This window comes from Streptomyces sp. NBC_00691, from assembly GCF_036226665.1.
In the GTDB taxonomy this organism is placed as follows: domain Bacteria; phylum Actinomycetota; class Actinomycetes; order Streptomycetales; family Streptomycetaceae; genus Streptomyces.
Genome location: NZ_CP109007.1, coordinates 4,766,997 through 4,786,047, shown reverse-complemented (window position 1 = coordinate 4,786,047; position 19,051 = coordinate 4,766,997). Strand labels below are relative to the sequence as shown.

Sequence of the window (19,051 nt, the reverse complement as noted above, 5' to 3'; positions counted from 1 at the left end):
CCAGAGACCGCTCCGTACCGAAAGAGGTGAACCCATGACCGTACGCGCCGCCTGGCTCCAGTCCACCGGCCAGACCCGCGAGGACACCCGGCTCGCACTGTCCGCGCTCCTCACACCCAACGGACAGAGCGCCGCGGAGACCCCGCTGCGCTCACGCCCCGGCATCGTGCCCGGCGGCCTGGTGCTGACCGGCACGTCGGCGATGCAGTGCTCGGTCGGCGCCGGCCGGGCCGTGGTCCAGGGCAGCGACACCGCCCAGGGCGCGTACATGATCGCGGTGACCTCCCCCGAGACCCTGACCATCCCCGACGGCGACCCGCAGTACGGCCGGATCGACCTGATCGAGCTGGCCGTCCTCGACGACGCGTACGACCGGAGCGGCTCCACCGGAGCCGTGATCCGACTGGTCAAGGGCACCCCCGCGGCCACCCCCGCCGTTCCCGCCTCGGGCCCCGGCAGCGCCTTCCCGCTCTACACCGTCTCGGTGCCGGCCGGCACCTCGGCCGGCACCGGCGGTGTCGCGTGGACCACCGCGGGCGTCGTCACGACCCTGCACTACCCGATGACCGCGCTCGGCGGCATCATCCCGACCAGCGGCTTCAAGGGCGCCTACGTCGGCCAGTACCGCGACGTCGCCGGGCTCCTCCAGCGCTGGGACGGCACCGCCTGGATCTCGTACGCGAAGCCGATCGGCGGCATCGCCCCGCACGGGACCATGACGACCGGCGGATACACCGGCCAGTACCGCGACAACGCGGGCGTCCTCCAGCGCTGGGACGGTGGCGCCTGGCAGTACGCGGAGGGCAAGGCCGCCGTCCTGTTCAGCGTCTCGCAGACGTCGATGCAGAGCGTGCCGGCCGGTACCTGGACGCCGATCACCCTCCAGAACGTCGACATCGACGACTTCACCGGCTGGAACGGCTCCGACAGCTTCGTCGTACCGCGCACCGGCTGGTGGCGGGTCTCCGGCCACGTCGCCTGGAACGGCGACTCGACCACCGGCGTGCGCGGCGCCCGCGTCACCCTCGGCGGCGTCGGCGTGCCCCGGATGACCTGGCTGGGCCCGGCGGCGACCGGCGCCGTCACCGTCGGCGGCCAGGGCCTGGTCAAGCTCACCGCGGGCAACGTCCTGCAGCTCGCCGGCTACCACAACCACACGGCCGCCGTCCGCACCCTCGGCGGCTCGGGCTACTACAGCAACCTGTCCGCCCAGTGGATCAGGTCCTGACCGCCCCGCACCCCGCACCTCCCCGATTGGAGAACCCCGTGAACCTGCGCAGCAGCTGGGTCGCCGAGACCGGCCAGACCCGCGAGGACACCCGCCTCAACCAGGTCGGCGCGACCACCATGATCAACCCCGTCCAGGTCCGCTCCGGCGTCCTGCCGGGCTCCTACGACGGCAAGTGGCGGCTGTCCGGCTTCTGGATGGACAAGGCCTCCGCCATGACGGCGACCGTCTCCGAGGGCCGGGCCGTCATCCAGGGCGACATCTCCCAGGGCGTCTACCCGGTGGCCCTGCCCGCCTCCGAACAGGTCACCTTCGCCGCGGGCGACGCCCAGTACGGCCGGATCGACCTGGTCGTCCTGAGGATCTACGACAACCTCTACGACGGCAGCACCCGCAACGAGGCGAAGGTCGAGATCATCCAGGGCGTGCCGGGCCAGGCCCCCAAGGCGCCGGTGACCCCGCCGCGCAGCCTCCCTCTGTACGAGGTGACCGTCCCGGCCGGGGCCAGCGCGGGCAACGGCGGCATCCCGTGGAACACCTCCCTGAAGGACCTGCGCACCCCGGTCGTCGCGCTCGGCGGCATCCTCCCGGTCGAGGGCCCGGTCCTGCCGGGCGCCCACCCGGGCCAGTACCAGGACACCGCCAACAACCAGCTGCAGCGCTGGGACGGCGGCCAGTGGGTCGCCTACCCGGAGGCGATCGGCGGCATCGTGCCGCCCTCCGCGTCGACGCTGACGGCCAGCTACACCGGCCAGTACCGGGACGGCGCGAACGGCGAACTCCAGCGGTACGACGGCGCCGCCTGGCGGCCGGCGTTCCCCGGGCCGTACTACAAGGACCTCACCGACGCGGGCTTCACCACGTCGAACACCTACACGAGCACTCTGCTCGACACGGTCCAGAACCCGATCTCGGTGTCCTTCGTCGCCCCGTCGTCGAAGGCCGTGCTCGTCCAGTTCGGCGCCCGGATGCGCTCCCACAAGGACTACTACGCCTACCTCGCGCTCCGGTTCACGCAGGGCGCCAACGTCGTCCAGGAGCCGGACGACGAGTACGCGGTGATCGGCTCGAACGAGAACTTCGCCTCGATGTCGATGAACCGGCGCCTGAGCGGCCTCACCCCGGGCCTCACCTACACCTTCACCCTCCAGTACCGGCTCGTGGCCAACACCGTGGGCGCCCAGGCCTGGTACGACAACGCCTTCATCCGCGTAGACCCGCAGTACTGACCGGCCGCCCCCGCCCGCCGCCCCACGACAGGAGACCCCCATGCCCGTACGCTCCGGATGGCTGATGCCCACCGGGCAGACCCGCCAGAACACCCGCGTCACCAACCTCGGCGCCACCACCCCCGTCAACCCGCTCGGCGTCCGGTCCGGCATCCTGCCCGGCACGTACGACGGCAAGTTCCGGGTCGGCGGCCTGTGGATGAGTTCCTCCGGCCCGATGACGGCCACCGTCTACCACGGCAAGGCCGTCATCCAGGGCGGCACCACCGACGGCGCCTACCCGGTCGCCCTCGACGAGGACATCACCCTCACCTTCGCCGACGGCGACCCGCTCAACGACCGGGTCGACCTCGTCGTGGTCCGCGTCTACGACAACGACGTGGACGCCCTCGGCAAGTACGAGGCCGCCGTCGAGATCGTGAAGGGCACCCCGGCGGCGGTCCCGGCCGCCCCGCCGGCCCCCGCCCGCTCCCTGACCCTGTTCACGGTGAAGGTCAAGAAGGGCGCCTCCGCCGGCACCGGCGGCATCGACTGGGCGGGGGGCGCCTCCACCGACCTGCGCACCACGACCGTCTCGTCCGGCGGCATCCTGCCCGTCTACAACAACGCGGGCGTCCCCGGCGGCTACCCGGGCCAGTACCAGGACAACGACAACGCCCACTTCCTGCAGCGCTGGGACGGCACCGCCTGGGTCGCCTACCCCAAGGAGATCGGCGGCATCGCGCCCAGCGGAACGGTCACCACCGGCAGCTACAACGGCCAGTACCGCGACTACAACGGCGGCCAGCTCCAGCGGTGGAACGGCAGCGCCTGGGTGGTCTACCAGCCGCCGGTCGAGGTCGAGACGACCAACGCCGGCGCCACGGCCCTGCCCAACTGGTCGATGGTCTCGTTCTCGGGCCGCAGGACCCGGAGCGGTCTGTGCTCCGTCACGGTCACCGTCACCCGCAGCGGCCCCCAGGTGAACGTCGACAGCGCCGGCAACATGCCCGACGAGCCGCTCTGCACCCTCCCCGCCGGCTGGCGCCCGCCCATGGACTTCGAGGCCTCGGCCTGCGACGGCTACGGCGAAGGCGGCGCCAACCTCTACGCCAACGGCCAGGTCAACCTGCGGACCTGGTCCTCCAACGGCGCCCTCGCCGCCGGCCGGAACATCCGCGTCTCCGCCACCTACGTCCTGTAAGGAGGGGCCCCGATGGCCATCGAAACGCCCTACCGGGCGATCTTCTGCGACCTGCTCACCGACCAGACACTGGACATCCTGCCCCTGCGGGACGTCTCGATCGACGACTACATCGGCAAGGCGGGCTCGCTCTCCGGCACCGTCCCCATCCCCGACAAGGCCATCGCCGACCGGGTCAAGAAGGTCCGGCAGGGGCGCACCGCGGTCTACCTGGAGCGCGGCGGCGACCTGTGGTGGGGCGGCATCGTCTGGACCAGCACCCTGCAGTCCAGCGGCCGCGGGGTGCTGACCCTCGGCATCCAGGCCGCCACCTTCGACTCGTACGCCGGGCGCCGCCGCATCCGTACCGACATCACGTACGACACCCCGACCGACCAGCTGGAGATCGCCCGCCGGCTGTGGCGCGAGCTCGACGTGCAGACCTACCCCGACGCCCCGGCGGGCGAGGAACCCCGCCGCCTCGGGATCACCTTCGGGAACGAGATCCCCAAGTTCCGGAAGACCGCCTCGTGGCGCAAGGGCGACGAGACCGTCTATCTGGAGGCGCTCGACCAGCTCGCCGCGACGGAGGACGGTTTCGAGCACCAGATCCTGGTCTACCGCGACCCGGTCACCGGGCAGCGGATCCGGCAGCTCCGGATCGGCGAACCCAAGATCGTCACCGGCGCGACCGACCTGGTCTTCGACCGGCCCGGCGTCATCCTGTCGTACTCCTTCCCGTACGACGCGACTCGCGGCGGCACCACCGCCGTGGCCCGCGGCGCCTCCACCAACGCCAACGCCGCCGCCGAGTCCCGGCCGATCTTCTCCGCCACGCAGTACGCCAGCGACCTGCTCGTGGACGGCTGGCCGCTGATCGACCTGTCCTCGGACCACAACGAGATCAGCGACCAGCTCGCGCTCGACTCGGTGGCCACCACCGAACTCGACCAGGCGCGCGGCGCCGTGGTGATCCCCTCGATCAGCATCCACCTCGGCGGGATCGTCCCGCCCGCGCTCCTCGGCCGCGTCGCCCGCATCCGGATCACCGACGAGTGGTACTCCCAGGGCCTCGACGCCCGCTACCGCATCGTCGGCGTCAAGATCACCCCGCCGGAACGCGGCCGGCCCGACACCGCCGAGCTCTACCTCGAGGAGGCCTGATGCCCCAGTTGCCCGAGGACATCATCGACCGGCTCAACCAGATGGAACGCCGCCTCAAGGCCCTGTCGACCGCGGTGAACACCCGCCCCGCGGTCAACGAGTTCCGTCCCACCCCGTCCGAGAGCGTCACCATCACCCGGCCGCTGTTCCGGATCTTCGACGGCTACAACCACGAGATCTTCGCGGACGACATCCTGACCGGCGGTCTCGCCCGGCCCTGGCTGCAGCTGATGCCGCCACTGGCCAGCGACCCGGCCAAGTGGCCCTCCACCACCGCCGGCGCCTTCACGACCATCGCCCGCTGCTCCAACCCCATCTGGCAGCCGAAGCTGCGGCTCGCCATCAGCACGGCGGCGTCCAGCGGCGCCACCGGCCAGGTGCGGGTCCTCGTGGACAGCGTCCCGTTCGGGCCCCCGGTCACCGCGGGCACCACCTACGACTACATCGGCCTGCTGCCCGGCGACATGAAGACCCGGTTCGGCCAGACCATGAACATCGAGATCCAGGCCCAGGCCACCGGCGGCACGGTCTACGCCCAGCCCGTCCTCATCCACGGCGCCCAGACCTGATCCCCCGCCCGCCGAAGAGCACAAGGAGCACCCTGTGAACATCGACCCCACCGAGCCCTGGGGCGTGGCCATCGACTACGCGGGCCGCGCCACCGTCACCGAGGGCGGCCACACCGTCGACGTACGCGTCTACGACAACAGCCTGGGCCACGCCCTCCAGCGCGACCCGGTCACCGGGCAGTACCCGTCGGTGTACGTCACCGCCGAGGTCACCGAGAGGGGCACGGGCGACGCCGTCCTGCGGGGCTCCGGCATGGTCATCGTGGACGCGCTGAACGGCGCCCCGGTCGTCCCCGACCCGGCCGCCTCCCAGCGGGCCGTGACGGCCGCGCTCGCCGACTTCGAAGCCCGACGATCCGCCTGCGCCACGCTGTGCGCGGCCTGGGCGCCGCCGGCCCCGGAACCCGAGCCCGAGCCCACGCCGGAACCCGCGCCCGAGCCCGCCCCGGACCCCGCCCCCGTGCCGTAGCACCCAACCCACCCGTACGCCCGCCGGCCTCCGCGCGGGCCTTTTTCATGTCCGGAGGACATCAGATGGCCACTCCTCTCCCAGCGGACCGGCTCCTCGCCGCACTCCGCGCCGAAGGCGTCACCGTCGTCGAACACCCCGGCTGGCGCTCCCACAACCGCAACCACGCCGGCGCCTGGGGCCCGGTCACCGGCGTGATGATCCACCACACCGTCAGCTCCGGCGCCGCCTCCTCCGTCGAGATGTGCTTCAACGGCTACGAGGGCCTGCCCGGACCGCTCTGCCACGGCGTCATCACCAAGGACGGCACCGTCCATCTGGTCGCCGACGGACGCGCCAACCACGCCGGCGGCGGCGACCCCTCCGTCCTCCAGGCCGTGATCACCGAGACGTACGGGGACCGGCCGCCCACCCCCCGCGAACACCAGGGCAGCCGCGGCGCCGTCGACGGCAACTCCCGCTTCTACGGCTTCGAGTGCGTCAACCTCGGCAACGGCACCGACCCCTGGCCGGCCGCCCAGCTCGACGCCATCGAACGGGTCTCCGCCGCCCTCTGCCGGGCCCACGGCTGGGGCGCCAAGTCCGTCATCGGCCACCTGGAATGGTCCGACTGGAAGAACGACCCCAAGGGCTTCGGCATGCCGACCCTCCGCGGGCGCGTCCAGACCCGGCTCGCCAAGGCCCCGGCCCGGCCCGCCCCCGGCAGCGGCAAGCCCACCGCCCCCCGCCTCCAGCCGTTCCCCGGCACCTCGTTCTTCCGCAAGGAGACGAGCTCCCCGGTCATCACGGCCATGGGCCGCCGACTCGTCGCCGAGGGCTGCGCCGCGTACACCGTCGGCCCCGGCCCCCGCTGGAGCGAGGCCGACCGGCTCAGCTACGCGAAGTGGCAGCGCAAGCTCGGCTTCCGCGGCTCCGACGCCGACGGCATCCCCGGCGCCGCGTCCTGGAGCGCGCTCAAGGTCCCGTACACGAAGTAACCCCCGCACCAGAGGAGACCCCGATGTCCGATGCCGCCCAGCGCACGGCCCGTACCGTCCTCCAGACCGCCGTCGGCATCGCCGTCGTGCTCCCCGCGATCGTCGACGCCTCCGGCATCCCGGCGACCCTCCCCTGGGTCGCCGGGGCGCTGGCCGTCGCCGGCGGACTGGCCCGCGTGATGGCCCTGGACCTGGTGCAGAACCTGCTCCCGTCCTGGCTCCGCACCGACAGCGGTACCCCCGGCCCGGTCGGCCTGCCGGCAGGCCAGGCCGGCCTCCCGTCCGAGGGAGGTGCCGATGACCGATCCTGACCCGAACGACCCCGTCGCCGTCGCCCTCGAACTGGAACGGCTCCGCGGCACCCTGGAGGCCGGCTTCGCCCGGGTCGACGGCTCGCTCGCGCTGCTCGTGCAGCGCAGCGACCAGACCGACCGGCAGCTCGCCGACCACGAGGCCCGCCTCGACGACCTGGAACGCGCCCGCTGGCCCCTGACCAGCATCGCCGCGCTGGCCGCGAGCGCCGGTGCGCTCGTCGCGGTGTGGGAACTCGCCGCCCGCTGACCGGGTACGCCGAAGGGCGGCCACCCCATCGGGGTGACCGCCCTTCGGTCAAGCGACTCGCTTACTGGTTGTACGGACCGTAGTCGTAGTCCTCCAGCGGAACGGCCTGGCCGGAGCCCGAACCGAACGGCGAGTAGTCGATGTCGTCGTAGCCGACGGCCGAGTACATCGCGGCCTTGGCCTCTTCGGTCGGCTCGACCCGGATGTTGCGGTAGCGGGACAGACCCGTACCGGCCGGGATGAGCTTACCGATGATGACGTTCTCCTTGAGGCCGATGAGGCTGTCGGACTTGGCGTTGATCGCCGCATCCGTCAGCACTCGGGTCGTCTCCTGGAAGGACGCCGCCGACAGCCACGACTCGGTGGCGAGCGAGGCCTTGGTGATACCCATCAGCTGCGGACGGCCGGAGGCGGGGTGACCGCCCTCGGTGACCACACGACGGTTCTCGGTCTCGAACTTCGAGCGCTCGACGAGCTCGCCCGGCAGCAGCTCCGCGTCGCCGGACTCGATGATCGTCACACGGCGCAGCATCTGCCGGATGATGATCTCGATGTGCTTGTCGTGGATCGACACGCCCTGCGAGTTGTAGACCTTCTGGACCTCGGCGACCAGGTGGACCTGGACCGCACGCTGACCGAGGATCCGCAGCACGTCGTGCGGGTTGGTGGCACCCACGGTGAGCTTCTGGCCCACCTCGACGTGGTCGCCCTCGCCCACGAGCAGACGGGCACGCTTCGAGATCGGGAACGCCGTCTCGTCGGTGCCGTCGTCCGGGGTGACGACGATCTTCTTGGTCTTCTCGGTCTCCTCGATACGGACGCGGCCGGCCGCCTCCGAGATCGGGGCGACACCCTTGGGCTGACGAGCCTCGAAGAGCTCGACGACACGGGGCAGACCCTGGGTGATGTCGTCACCGGCCACACCACCGGTGTGGAAGGTACGCATCGTCAGCTGGGTACCGGGCTCACCGATGGACTGGGCGGCGATGATGCCGACCGCCTCACCGATGTCGACCAGCTTGCCGGTGGCGAGCGAACGGCCGTAGCAGAACGCACAGGTACCGACGGCGGACTCACAGGTCAGGACCGAGCGGGTCTTGACCTCCTCGACACCGGCGCCCACGAGGGCGTCGATGAGCACGTCACCCAGGTCGACGTTGGCCGGCGCGATGACCTTGCCGTCGACGACGACGTCCTCGGCGAGCATCCGCGCGTACACGGAGGTCTCGACGTCGTCCGTCTTGCGCAGCACGTTGTCGGCGCCGCGCTCGGCGATCCGCAGCTTCAGACCGCGCTCGGTGCCACAGTCCTCCTCGCGGATGATCACGTCCTGCGAGACGTCCACCAGACGACGGGTCAGGTAACCCGAGTCGGCGGTACGCAGGGCGGTGTCCGCCAGACCCTTACGGGCACCGTGCGTGGAGATGAAGTACTCCAGAACGGTGAGGCCCTCACGGAAGGACGCCTTGATGGGACGCGGGATCGTCTCGTTCTTGGCGTTCGACACCAGACCACGCATACCCGCGATCTGACGCATCTGCATCATGTTTCCTCGGGCACCCGAGTCGACCATCATGAAGATGGGGTTCGTCTTCGGGAAGTTCGCGTTCATCGCCTCGGCAACCTCGTTGGTCGCCTTGGTCCAGATCGCGATGAGCTCCTGAGTGCGCTCTTCCTTCGTGATGAGACCGCGCTCGTACTGCTTCTGGACCTTCTCGTCCTGCTCCTCGTAGCCCTTGACGATGGCCTTCTTGGCCTCGGGCACGACGACGTCGGAGATGGCCACGGTGACGCCGGAGCGCGTCGCCCAGTAGAAGCCGGACGCCTTCAGGTTGTCGAGCGTCGCCGCCACGATGACCTTGGGGTACCGCTCGGCGAGGTCGTTGACGATCTCGGAGAGCTGCTTCTTGCCGACGGAGTAGTCGACGAACGGGTAGTCCTCGGGCAGCAGCTCGTTGAAGAGCGCGCGGCCCAGCGAGGTGCGCAGGCGGAACGAGTCACCCTGCTGCCACTCCGGCTCGCCCTCCTCGGTGACCGGGGGAACCCAGCCACGTGGAGCGACGGTGCCGACGGGGAAGCGGATGTCGATCTGCGACTGCAGCGCGAGCTCGCCGGCGTCGAACGCCATGATCGCCTCGGCCGTGGAGCCGAACGCGCGGCCCTCGCCCTTGGTGTCACGGAGCTCACCGTCGGTGGTCAGGAAGAACAGACCGAGGACCATGTCCTGGGTCGGCATCGTGACCGGACGGCCGTCGGCGGGCTTGAGGATGTTGTTCGAGGACAGCATCAGGATGCGGGCCTCGGCCTGCGCCTCCGCGGAGAGCGGCAGGTGCACGGCCATCTGGTCACCGTCGAAGTCCGCGTTGAACGCGGTGCAGACGAGCGGGTGGATCTGGATGGCCTTGCCCTCGACCAGCTGGGGCTCGAAGGCCTGGATGCCGAGGCGGTGCAGCGTGGGCGCACGGTTCAGCAGAACCGGGTGCTCGGCGATGACCTCTTCGAGGACGTCGTACACGACCGTGCGGCCGCGCTCGACCATCCGCTTGGCGCTCTTGATGTTCTGCGCGTGGTTCAGGTCGACCAGGCGCTTCATCACGAACGGCTTGAAGAGCTCCAGCGCCATGGCCTTGGGCAGACCGCACTGGTGCAGCTTCAGCTGCGGACCGACGACGATGACGGAACGCGCGGAGTAGTCCACACGCTTGCCGAGCAGGTTCTGACGGAAACGACCCTGCTTGCCCTTCAGCATGTCGCTGAGGGACTTCAGCGGACGGTTGCCGGGGCCCGTGACCGGGCGACCACGACGGCCGTTGTCGAAGAGGGCGTCGACCGCCTCCTGGAGCATCCGCTTCTCGTTGTTCACGATGATCTCGGGGGCACCGAGGTCGAGCAGACGCTTCAGACGGTTGTTGCGGTTGATCACGCGGCGGTACAGGTCGTTCAGGTCGGAGGTCGCGAAGCGGCCACCGTCCAGCTGCACCATCGGACGCAGGTCCGGCGGGATGACCGGCACGCAGTCGAGAACCATGCCCTTGGGGCTGTTCGCGGTCTGCAGGAACGCGGAGACGACCTTGAGGCGCTTGAGCGCACGGGTCTTCTTCTGGCCCTTGCCGGTGCGGATGATCTCGCGGAGGCGCTCGGCCTCCTCCTCCAGATCGAAGGACTCGAGGCGCTTCTGCAGCGCCGCGGCACCCATCGAACCGTCGAAGTACGTGCCGAAGCGGTCACGCAGCTCGCGGTAGAGGAGCTCGTCGCCCTCCAGGTCCTGGACCTTGAGGTTCTTGAAGCGCGACCAGACCTCGTCCAGACGGTCGATCTCGCGCTGCGCACGGTCGCGCAGCTGCTTCATCTCGCGCTCGGCACCCTCGCGCACCTTGCGGCGCACGTCGGCCTTGGCGCCCTCGGCCTCGAGCTCGCCGAGGTCGTTCTCGAGCTTCTTGGCGCGGGCCTCCAGGTCGGAGTCGCGACGGTTCTCGATCTGCTGACGCTCGACGGAGACGTGCGCCTCCAGCGAGGGCAGGTCACGCGTACGACGCTCGTCGTCGACGAACGTGATCATGTACGCCGCGAAGTAGATGACCTTCTCGAGGTCCTTCGGGGCGAGGTCGAGCAGGTAGCCAAGACGCGACGGGACGCCCTTGAAGTACCAGATGTGGGTGACGGGAGCGGCGAGCTCGATGTGGCCCATCCGCTCACGGCGCACCTTCGCGCGGGTGACCTCGACGCCACACCGCTCACAGATGATGCCCTTGAAGCGGACACGCTTGTACTTGCCGCAGTAGCACTCCCAGTCCCGGGTCGGACCGAAGATCTTCTCGCAGAAGAGTCCGTCCTTCTCGGGCTTGAGCGTGCGGTAGTTGATGGTCTCCGGCTTCTTGACCTCGCCGTGGCTCCACTGACGGATGTCGTCAGCGGTGGCCAGACCGATCCGGAGCTCGTCGAAGAAGTTGACGTCGAGCACTATGCGTCAATCCCTCTCAGGGTTGTAAGGCTTGGGGTCTGATACGGGGGTCCTGGGGCCGGCCGGGGACTCAGCGGTGAAACGCCGAGCCCCCGACCGAACTCCCGTCAGACCTCTTCGACGCTGCTCGGCTCGCGCCGGGACAGGTCGATGCCGAGCTCCTCCGCTGCGCGGAAGACGTCCTCGTCGGTGTCGCGCATCTCGATGGACATGCCGTCCGAGGACAGCACCTCCACGTTGAGGCACAGGGACTGCATCTCCTTGATGAGCACCTTGAAGGACTCGGGGATGCCGGGCTCAGGGATGTTCTCGCCCTTGACGATGGCCTCGTAGACCTTCACGCGGCCGGTCACGTCGTCGGACTTGATCGTCAGCAGCTCCTGGAGGGCGTACGCGGCGCCATAAGCCTCAAGCGCCCACACCTCCATCTCACCGAAGCGCTGGCCACCGAACTGGGCCTTACCACCCAGCGGCTGCTGGGTGATCATCGAGTACGGGCCGGTCGAACGCGCGTGGAGCTTGTCGTCGACCAGGTGGTGGAGCTTGAGGATGTACATGTACCCGATGGAGATCGGGTCCGGGAACGGCTCGCCGGAGCGGCCGTCGAACAGCCTCGCCTTACCGGTCGGCTGCACCATGCGCTCGCCGTCGCGGTTCGGGATGGTGTGGTTCAGCAGGCCCGCGAGCTCGTCCTCACGCGCACCGTCGAACACCGGGGTGGCGACGTTGGTGCCCGGGGCGACCTGGTCGGCGCCGATCGCCTGGAGGCGCTGCGCCCAGTCGTCCGCGAGACCGGAGACGTCCCAGCCGCGGCTGGCGAGCCAGCCGAGGTGGATCTCCAGGACCTGTCCCGGGTTCATTCGGGACGGGACACCCAGCGGGTTGAGGATGATGTCGACCGGGGTGCCGTCCTCGAGGAAGGGCATGTCCTCGATCGGAAGGATCTTGGAGATGACACCCTTGTTGCCGTGACGGCCGGCGAGCTTGTCACCATCGGTGATCTTGCGCTTCTGGGCGACGTAGACGCGGACCAGCTGGTTCACGCCCGGGGGAAGCTCGTCGCCCTCCTCGCGGTCGAAGACGCGCACGCCGATGATCTTGCCGATCTCGCCGTGGGGCACCTTCAGCGAGGTGTCACGGACCTCACGGGCCTTCTCACCGAAGATCGCGCGGAGCAGGCGCTCCTCCGGCGTCAGCTCCGTCTCGCCCTTGGGCGTGACCTTGCCGACGAGGATGTCGCCGGCGACGACCTCGGCACCGATACGGATGATGCCGCGCTCGTCGAGGTCCGCGAGGACCTCCTCGGAGACGTTCGGGATGTCCCGGGTGATCTCCTCCGGGCCGAGCTTGGTGTCACGGGCGTCGACCTCGTGCTCCTCGATGTGGATCGAGGAGAGGACGTCGTCCTGCACGAGGCGCTGCGACAGGATGATCGCGTCCTCGTAGTTGTGACCCTCCCACGGCATGAACGCCACGAGCAGGTTCTTGCCGAGCGCCATCTCGCCGTCTTCGGTGGCGGGACCGTCGGCGAGGACCTGGCCCTCGATCACACGGTCGCCCTCGTCGACGACGACCTTCTGGTTGACCGAGGTGCCCTGGTTCGAGCGCGAGAACTTGTGCAGGCGGTACGTGATGTACGTGCCGTCGTCGTTGGCGACCGTGACGTAGTCGGCCGACAGCTCCTGGACGACACCGTCCTTCTCGGCCTTGAGCACGTCGCCGGCGTCGGTGGCGCAGCGGTACTCCATGCCGGTGCCGACGAGCGGGGCCTCGGACTTGATCAGCGGCACCGCCTGACGCATCATGTTCGCGCCCATGAGGGCACGGTTGGCGTCGTCGTGCTCGAGGAACGGGATCATGGCGGTCGCGACCGACACCATCTGGCGCGGCGAGACGTCCATGTAGTCGACCTCGGACGGCAGGACGTAGTCGACCTCGCCGCCACGCTTACGCACCAGGACGCGGTTCTCGGTGAGCCGCATGTCGTCGTTGAGCGCGGCGTTGGCCTGCGCGATGACGAAGCGGTCCTCCTCGTCGGCGGTGACGTAGTCGACCTCGTCGGTGACCTGGCCGTCGACGACCTTGCGGTACGGCGTCTCGATGAAGCCGAACGCGTTGACGCGGCCGTACGAGGCGAGCGAACCGATCAGACCGATGTTCGGGCCTTCGGGGGTCTCGATCGGGCACATGCGTCCGTAGTGGGACGGGTGCACGTCTCGGACCTCGAAGCCGGCCCGCTCACGGGACAGACCACCAGGGCCCAGCGCCGAGAGACGACGCTTGTGCGTCAGACCCGACAGCGGGTTGTTCTGGTCCATGAACTGCGACAGCTGGCTGGTGCCGAAGAACTCCTTGATGGAGGCGACGACCGGCCGGATGTTGATCAGGGTCTGCGGCGTGATCGCCTCGACGTCCTGGGTGGTCATGCGCTCACGCACGACGCGCTCCATACGAGCCAGACCCGTGCGGACCTGGTTCTGGATGAGCTCGCCGACGTTGCGCAGACGACGGTTGCCGAAGTGGTCGATGTCGTCGGTCTCGACGACGATCTCGTTGCCGTTCTCGCCGATCGTCTCGGTCTCGCCCGCGTGGAGCTTGACCAGGTACTTGATCGTGGCGATGACGTCGTCGGTGGTGAGCACGCCGGCGTCCAGCGGCTCGTCGGCGCCGAGCTTCTTGTTCACCTTGTAGCGGCCGACCTTGGCGAGGTCGTAGCGCTTCGGGTTGAAGTAGAGGTTCTCGAGCAGCGTCTGAGCGGCCTCGCGGGTCGGCGGCTCGCCCGGACGCAGCTTGCGGTAGATGTCGAGCAGCGCGTCGTCCTGGCCCTGGGTGTGGTCCTTCTCCAGGGTGGCGCGCATGGACTCGTACTCGCCGAACTCCTGCAGGATCTGCTCGGTGGTCCAGCCGAGAGCCTTGAGGAGGACGGTGACGGACTGCTTGCGCTTGCGGTCGATGCGGACACCGACCAGGTCGCGCTTGTCGATCTCCATCTCCAGCCAGGCACCCCGGGACGGGATGATCTTGGCGGAGAAGATGTCCTTGTCGGACGTCTTGTCGATGGAGGAGTCGAAGTAGACACCCGGCGAACGGACCAGCTGCGACACCACGACACGCTCGGTGCCGTTGATGACGAAGGTGCCCTTGTTCGTCATGAGCGGGAAGTCGCCCATGAAGACCGTCTGGGACTTGATCTCGCCGGTCTCGTTGTTGGTGAACTCGGCCGTGACGAAGAGCGGGGCGCCGTACGTGAAGTCACGGTCCTTGCACTCGTCGATCGAGTTCTTCGGCGGCTCGAAGCGGTGGTCGCGGAAGGTCAGCGACATCGACCCGGAGAAGTCCTCGATCGGAGAGATCTCCTCGAAGATCTCCTCCAGACCGGACTTCCTGGGGACGTCCTGTCCCGACTCAAGGGCAGCCTCGACGCGAGCCTTCCAGGCGGCGTTGCCGAGCAGCCAGTCAAAGCTCTCGGTCTGCAGCGCGAGGAGGTTCGGAACCTCGAGGGGCTCCCTGATCTTTGCAAAAGAGATGCGCAGCGGGGCGGTGCTTGCGCCGTTGTTCGTATTGGTCGAGGCGTTGCGCGAGGCGGCCAAGAGGGGGTCCTTCCGAGGGCTCGGACTCACTACGCGCGTACCGGTCCCCTGCATCGCTTCACGGCAGACTTTTCCTGATACGACCGAAAGGCCAGCTCAGACAGGGTCGGTCCACGAAGCGGATGCGAAGGTATGCCCCTGGTGACGGGCAGGGGGCAGCTAACAGGCAGCGCAAAGGGTCAGTGTAGCCACTTGGCTCACTGATGTCCAGGGCGAATAATTCGCGACCCTCGTTGCTCTCAACTCCGCGGTACCTCGCGCCGTGCGGCGCACCTCGATACTGCCCGTTCAGTCGTCGATCCATGCCTCGGAAACGGATCGTTGTGACGACGCGTCCTGAGAATTGCGCGCTGCGTGCGGTTCGTCAAGGCCCCCCGGTCTGCGGGGCGCACGGCGAAGATCACCATACTCCGCTCCCGGCGGCCCTCGGAGCCCCCGCCACGCCCTTCCCGGGGAACGCCGAAAGGCGACCACCCAGAAGGGTGATCGCCTTTCGATGCCCCCGCGTTACACGGGGGCAGGAGTCAGCTTCAGCGACTCGAAACGGTCTTACTTGACCGTGACGGAGGCGCCGGCGGCCTTGAGGGACTCGGCAGCCTTCTCGGCGGCCTCCTTCGCGACCTTCTCGAGGACCGGCTTCGGGGTGCCGTCGACGAGGTCCTTGGCCTCCTTGAGGCCCAGGGAGGTGAGCTCACGCACGACCTTGATGACCTGGATCTTCTTGTCGCCGGCACCCTCGAGGATGACGTCGAACTCGTCCTGCTCGGCCTCGGCCTCGGGGGCGGCGCCACCCTGCGCCGGGCCGGCGACGGCGACGGCCGCGGCGGCGGTGACGTCGAACTTCTCCTCGAAGGCCTTCACGAACTCGGAGAGCTCGATGAGGGTCATCTCCTCGAACTGGGCGAGGAGGTCGTCCTGAGAGAGCTTCGCCATGATGGGCGATCCTTCCACTAATTCGGCAGGTGCCGGATGTATAGAGAGGCGGGCGTTACGGCCCGCTACGACCTGTGCCTAGGCGGCACAGATCATGACGCGAGCCGAATTACTCGGCACCGCCCTGCTCGGCGAGCTTGACGCGAAGCGCCTCCGCGGTGCGGACGAACTTCGACGGCAGCGCCTGCAGGAGCGAGGCAGTCTGGGACTGCTTGCCCTTGAACGCGCCGGCCAGCTTGCTGAGCAGAACCTCGCGGGACTCGAGGTCCGCGAGCTTCTTGAACTCGTCGGCGGACAGCGCCTTGCCATCAAGGACACCGCCCTTGATGACGAGGTTCGGGTTCTCCTTGGCGAAGTCACGCAGAGCCTTCGCCGACTCCACCGGGTCACCGGTGACGAAGGCGGCCGCGGTCGAACCAGCAAGCTGGTCGTCCAGCGCGGAGATGCCGGCCTGGTTGGCCGCAATCTTGGTCAGCGTGTTCTTCACCACGGCGTACTGGGCGTTCTCACCGAGCGAACGACGCAGCGTCTTCAGCTGCGCCACGGTGAGCCCCGTGTACGAGGTCAGCACGACGGCGTTCGAGCTGCGGAACTTGTCCTCAAGCTCGGCTACCGCGGCAGCCTTGTCGGGCCTTGCCATAGAGCGTCGGCCTCCTTCCGGGTGATGAGGACCGCTCAGAAGGGGCTGCCACAACAAAAACGCCCCGGGCGCAGGCGCTCGGGGCTCAGCTCGACCGCATCACGAGGATCCGGGAACTCATCCACAATCACCTGCGCGGGTCGTTCGCGTACCAGCGAATCCTTCGGCCACCGCACCTTGACGGCACAGTGACGACCAGCGGTCTTTGGCTTCCTCGGAAGAGTACGTGACCGATGCGCCCGGGGGCAAATCCGCCCTGACCGCCCCCGGACGCCCCAGGCGGATCAGGCCTGACCGCCCCCCGCGCCGAGACCCTTCAGCTTCTCGAAGAGGTCCACGGTGTCCTTGGCCGGCGGGGCCTGGACGGTGGCCTGGGCTCCGTAGTCGGAGAAGTGCATCCCCATCTTCACAGTGCCCTGCGCGGACTTCATTCCGACGTCCATCCGGGCCGGGTAGCCGTCCTCACGGACCCAGACCTCGGTGTCGTACGCCGTGATGCCGGACTTCTTGGCGCTCTCCACCAGGTCCGCCCGTTCCTTCTCGGACAGCACGTCCAGGGACTTGTTGGCGGCGACCATCTGCTCCAGGGTCAGCGTGCCCTTGTAGTGCTGGGCCTGGGCGCCGTCGACCTTCTCGGCCCCGAGGTGCTTCAGGTTGGGCGAGTCCAGGAGCAGGGCGAGCTGCTTGGCCGGGTCCTGGTTCATGTTCTCCAGGCCGCCGGTCATCGACTTCGACAGGGACTTGTCGCCGGAGGCCTCCCCCGCCGCCCGCATGTCGAGCTTCAGCCAGCGCTTGCCGTCCATCTCGGCGGCCTGCTCGGCGCCCATGTCCATGTACATGACGTTGTCGAGCATGATCATGCGCATCGTGTCGGAACCGCCGCCGGCCGCGCCCAGCATCGAGCCCTTGACGGTGATGTCCATGACGGCCGGGTCCCAGCCCTGGACACCGGTCATCTCCATGGTGCCGCCGCCTTCGAGGCCGGCCGGCAGGGCCATCGTCATCCGGATCTTCGCGGACTTGGCGGCCGAGGTCTTCTCGTACGCGGCCCTGATGACCTTCGTGATGTCCCCGAGGCTCTGCGTCTGCGCGCCGTCGGCGCCGGCGGCCTTCCCGTCCCCGTCCTGACACCCCGCGACTCCGGTGACGACGGCCACGGCCGTCACGGCCACACCCGCGCGCTTCCATACGGGCACGTTCATCTGATCCCCCACCCCTTGAGCAAGTCTCGTACGGTCCTTGGAACCGTAACAAGAAGCCGGCCCCGCACCTCCGAGGAGGTGCGGGGCCGGCTGACCACTCAGTGAGCCGTGAGGGCTCAGACCGCGGCCGGGTCCTCCTCGACGAGGAGGTTGCGGGTGCGGTTCGAGTCCAGCGGGATGCCGGGGCCCATCGTCGTCGTGATGGTCGCCTTCTTGATGTAGCGACCCTTCGCGGCGGACGGCTTCAGACGCAGGATCTCGTCCAGGGCCGCGGCGTAGTTCTCGACCAGCTTCGTGTCATCGAAGGAGACCTTGCCGATGATGAAGTGCAGGTTCGAGTGCTTGTCGACGCGGAACTCGATCTTGCCGCCCTTGATCTCGTTGACAGCCTTGGCGACATCGGGGGTGACGGTGCCGACCTTGGGGTTCGGCATGAGACCACGCGGGCCGAGGACGCGGCCGAGGCGGCCGACCTTGCCCATGAGGTCCGGGGTGGCCACAACGGCGTCGAACTCGTTCAGGCGGTTGCCCTTCGAGATCTCGTCGATGAGCTCGTCGGAGCCGACGATGTCGGCGCCCGCGGCGATCGCGGCCTCGGCACGGTCACCGGTCGCGAAGACCAGGACCCGGGCGGTCTTGCCGGTGCCGTGCGGAAGGTTCACGGTGCCACGGACCATCTGGTCGGCCTTGCGCGGGTCGACGCCCAGGCGGAAGGCGACCTCGACGGTGCCGTCGAACTTCGTGCTGGAGGTGTCCTTGGCGAGACGGACGGCCTCGAGAGGAGCGTAGAGCTTCTCGCTGTCGATCTTGGCGTCCGCTGCGCGGAGGGTCTTGCTGCGCTTCACTGCTTCTCCTGTTGGTTCAGGTGTGGAGTCGTGGTGCGGGCCGGCGCTGGCCCTACCACTAGGTCACGAGGGGGCTGATCAGCCCTCGACCGTGATGCCCATGGAACGGGCGGTGCCAGCGATGATCTTGGACGCGGCGTCCAGGTCGTTGGCGTTCAGGTCGGGGAGCTTGACCGTGGCGATCTCGCGGACCTGGGCAGCCGTGAGCTTGGCGACCTTGGTCTTGTGCGGCTCGCCGGAGCCCTTGTCCACACCAGCGGCCTTGAGGATCAGCTTGGCGGCCGGCGGAGTCTTGGTGATGAAGGTGAAGGAACGGTCTTCGTAGACCGTGATCTCCACCGGCACGACCATGCCACGCTGCGACTCGGTCGCGGCGTTGTAGGCCTTGCAGAACTCCATGATGTTGACGCCGTGCTGGCCCAGCGCGGGACCGACCGGCGGGGCCGGGTTGGCCGCACCAGCGTTGATCTGGAGCTTGATAAGCCCCGTGACCTTCTTCTTCTTGGGAGGCATTGCTCTCT

The 19,051-nt window shown here is 68.7% G+C and carries 16 protein-coding genes; 9 read left to right on the top strand and 7 right to left on the bottom strand.

The window, feature by feature from the left end:
* Window positions 1-34 precede the first annotated feature (34 nt).
* The 9 genes from OG392_RS21685 (at window position 35) to OG392_RS21645 (ending at window position 7,359) form a co-directional block, all read left to right on the top strand.
* Complete coding sequence (locus tag OG392_RS21685) at window positions 35-1,228, top strand: hypothetical protein (RefSeq protein WP_329281920.1); 1,194 nt, start codon at window positions 35-37, stop codon at window positions 1,226-1,228.
* Window positions 1,229-1,266: 38 nt separating this feature from the next.
* The gene (locus tag OG392_RS21680) at window positions 1,267-2,457 is read left to right on the top strand and encodes a hypothetical protein (RefSeq protein WP_329281918.1); all 1,191 of its coding nucleotides are present in this window, start codon (window positions 1,267-1,269) and stop codon (window positions 2,455-2,457) included.
* A gap of 40 nt (window positions 2,458-2,497) precedes the next feature.
* The gene (locus OG392_RS21675) at window positions 2,498-3,640 is read left to right on the top strand and encodes a hypothetical protein (protein WP_329281914.1); all 1,143 of its coding nucleotides are present in this window, start codon (window positions 2,498-2,500) and stop codon (window positions 3,638-3,640) included.
* Window positions 3,641-3,652: 12 nt separating this feature from the next.
* Window positions 3,653-4,783: a hypothetical protein gene (locus OG392_RS21670; protein WP_329281912.1), complete on the top strand. Its 1,131-nt coding sequence runs from the start codon at window positions 3,653-3,655 to the stop codon at window positions 4,781-4,783.
* Window positions 4,783-5,352: a hypothetical protein gene (locus OG392_RS21665; protein WP_329281910.1), complete on the top strand. Its 570-nt coding sequence runs from the start codon at window positions 4,783-4,785 to the stop codon at window positions 5,350-5,352. Before OG392_RS21670 ends, OG392_RS21665 begins: the two co-directional genes overlap by 1 nt.
* 34 nt (window positions 5,353-5,386) lie before the next feature.
* The gene (locus OG392_RS21660; RefSeq protein ID WP_329281907.1) at window positions 5,387-5,821 is read left to right on the top strand and encodes an ATP-binding protein; all 435 of its coding nucleotides are present in this window, start codon (window positions 5,387-5,389) and stop codon (window positions 5,819-5,821) included.
* A gap of 65 nt (window positions 5,822-5,886) precedes the next feature.
* Window positions 5,887-6,798, top strand: coding sequence for a peptidoglycan-binding protein (locus OG392_RS21655; RefSeq protein ID WP_329281905.1), 912 nt, complete (start codon window positions 5,887-5,889; stop codon window positions 6,796-6,798).
* Window positions 6,799-6,821: 23 nt separating this feature from the next.
* Complete coding sequence (locus OG392_RS21650) at window positions 6,822-7,109, top strand: hypothetical protein (protein ID WP_329281901.1); 288 nt, start codon at window positions 6,822-6,824, stop codon at window positions 7,107-7,109.
* Entirely contained in the window at window positions 7,096-7,359 is a 264-nt protein-coding gene (locus tag OG392_RS21645) for a hypothetical protein (protein WP_329281899.1), read from the top strand. Before OG392_RS21650 ends, OG392_RS21645 begins: the two co-directional genes overlap by 14 nt.
* A 61-nt stretch (window positions 7,360-7,420) precedes the next feature.
* Here OG392_RS21645 and OG392_RS21640 read toward each other — a convergent pair whose 3' ends face one another.
* The 7 genes from OG392_RS21640 to rplK form a co-directional block, all read right to left on the bottom strand.
* Window positions 7,421-11,320 carry a DNA-directed RNA polymerase subunit beta' gene (locus OG392_RS21640; protein WP_329281897.1) on the bottom strand — a complete coding sequence of 1,300 codons (3,900 nt, stop codon included), beginning with the start codon at window positions 11,318-11,320 and terminating at the stop codon, window positions 7,421-7,423.
* Between the two features lie 107 nt (window positions 11,321-11,427).
* Window positions 11,428-14,910, bottom strand: a complete 3,483-nt coding sequence (gene rpoB, locus OG392_RS21635) for a DNA-directed RNA polymerase subunit beta (protein ID WP_329281895.1) — start codon at window positions 14,908-14,910, stop codon at window positions 11,428-11,430.
* Window positions 14,911-15,459: 549 nt separating this feature from the next.
* Entirely contained in the window at window positions 15,460-15,843 is a 384-nt protein-coding gene (gene rplL, locus OG392_RS21630; protein ID WP_329281892.1) for a 50S ribosomal protein L7/L12, read from the bottom strand.
* A gap of 109 nt (window positions 15,844-15,952) precedes the next feature.
* A complete protein-coding gene (rplJ, locus tag OG392_RS21625; RefSeq protein WP_030318714.1) occupies window positions 15,953-16,483 on the bottom strand; it encodes a 50S ribosomal protein L10 in 531 nt (176 codons plus the stop codon).
* Window positions 16,484-16,767: 284 nt separating this feature from the next.
* Complete coding sequence (locus OG392_RS21620) at window positions 16,768-17,685, bottom strand: hypothetical protein (RefSeq protein WP_329281888.1); 918 nt, start codon at window positions 17,683-17,685, stop codon at window positions 16,768-16,770.
* A gap of 116 nt (window positions 17,686-17,801) precedes the next feature.
* Window positions 17,802-18,530 carry a 50S ribosomal protein L1 gene (rplA, locus tag OG392_RS21615; protein WP_329281886.1) on the bottom strand — a complete coding sequence of 243 codons (729 nt, stop codon included), beginning with the start codon at window positions 18,528-18,530 and terminating at the stop codon, window positions 17,802-17,804.
* Window positions 18,531-18,608: 78 nt separating this feature from the next.
* The gene (gene rplK / locus OG392_RS21610) at window positions 18,609-19,043 is read right to left on the bottom strand and encodes a 50S ribosomal protein L11 (RefSeq protein ID WP_030318720.1); all 435 of its coding nucleotides are present in this window, start codon (window positions 19,041-19,043) and stop codon (window positions 18,609-18,611) included.
* Window positions 19,044-19,051 lie beyond the last annotated feature (8 nt).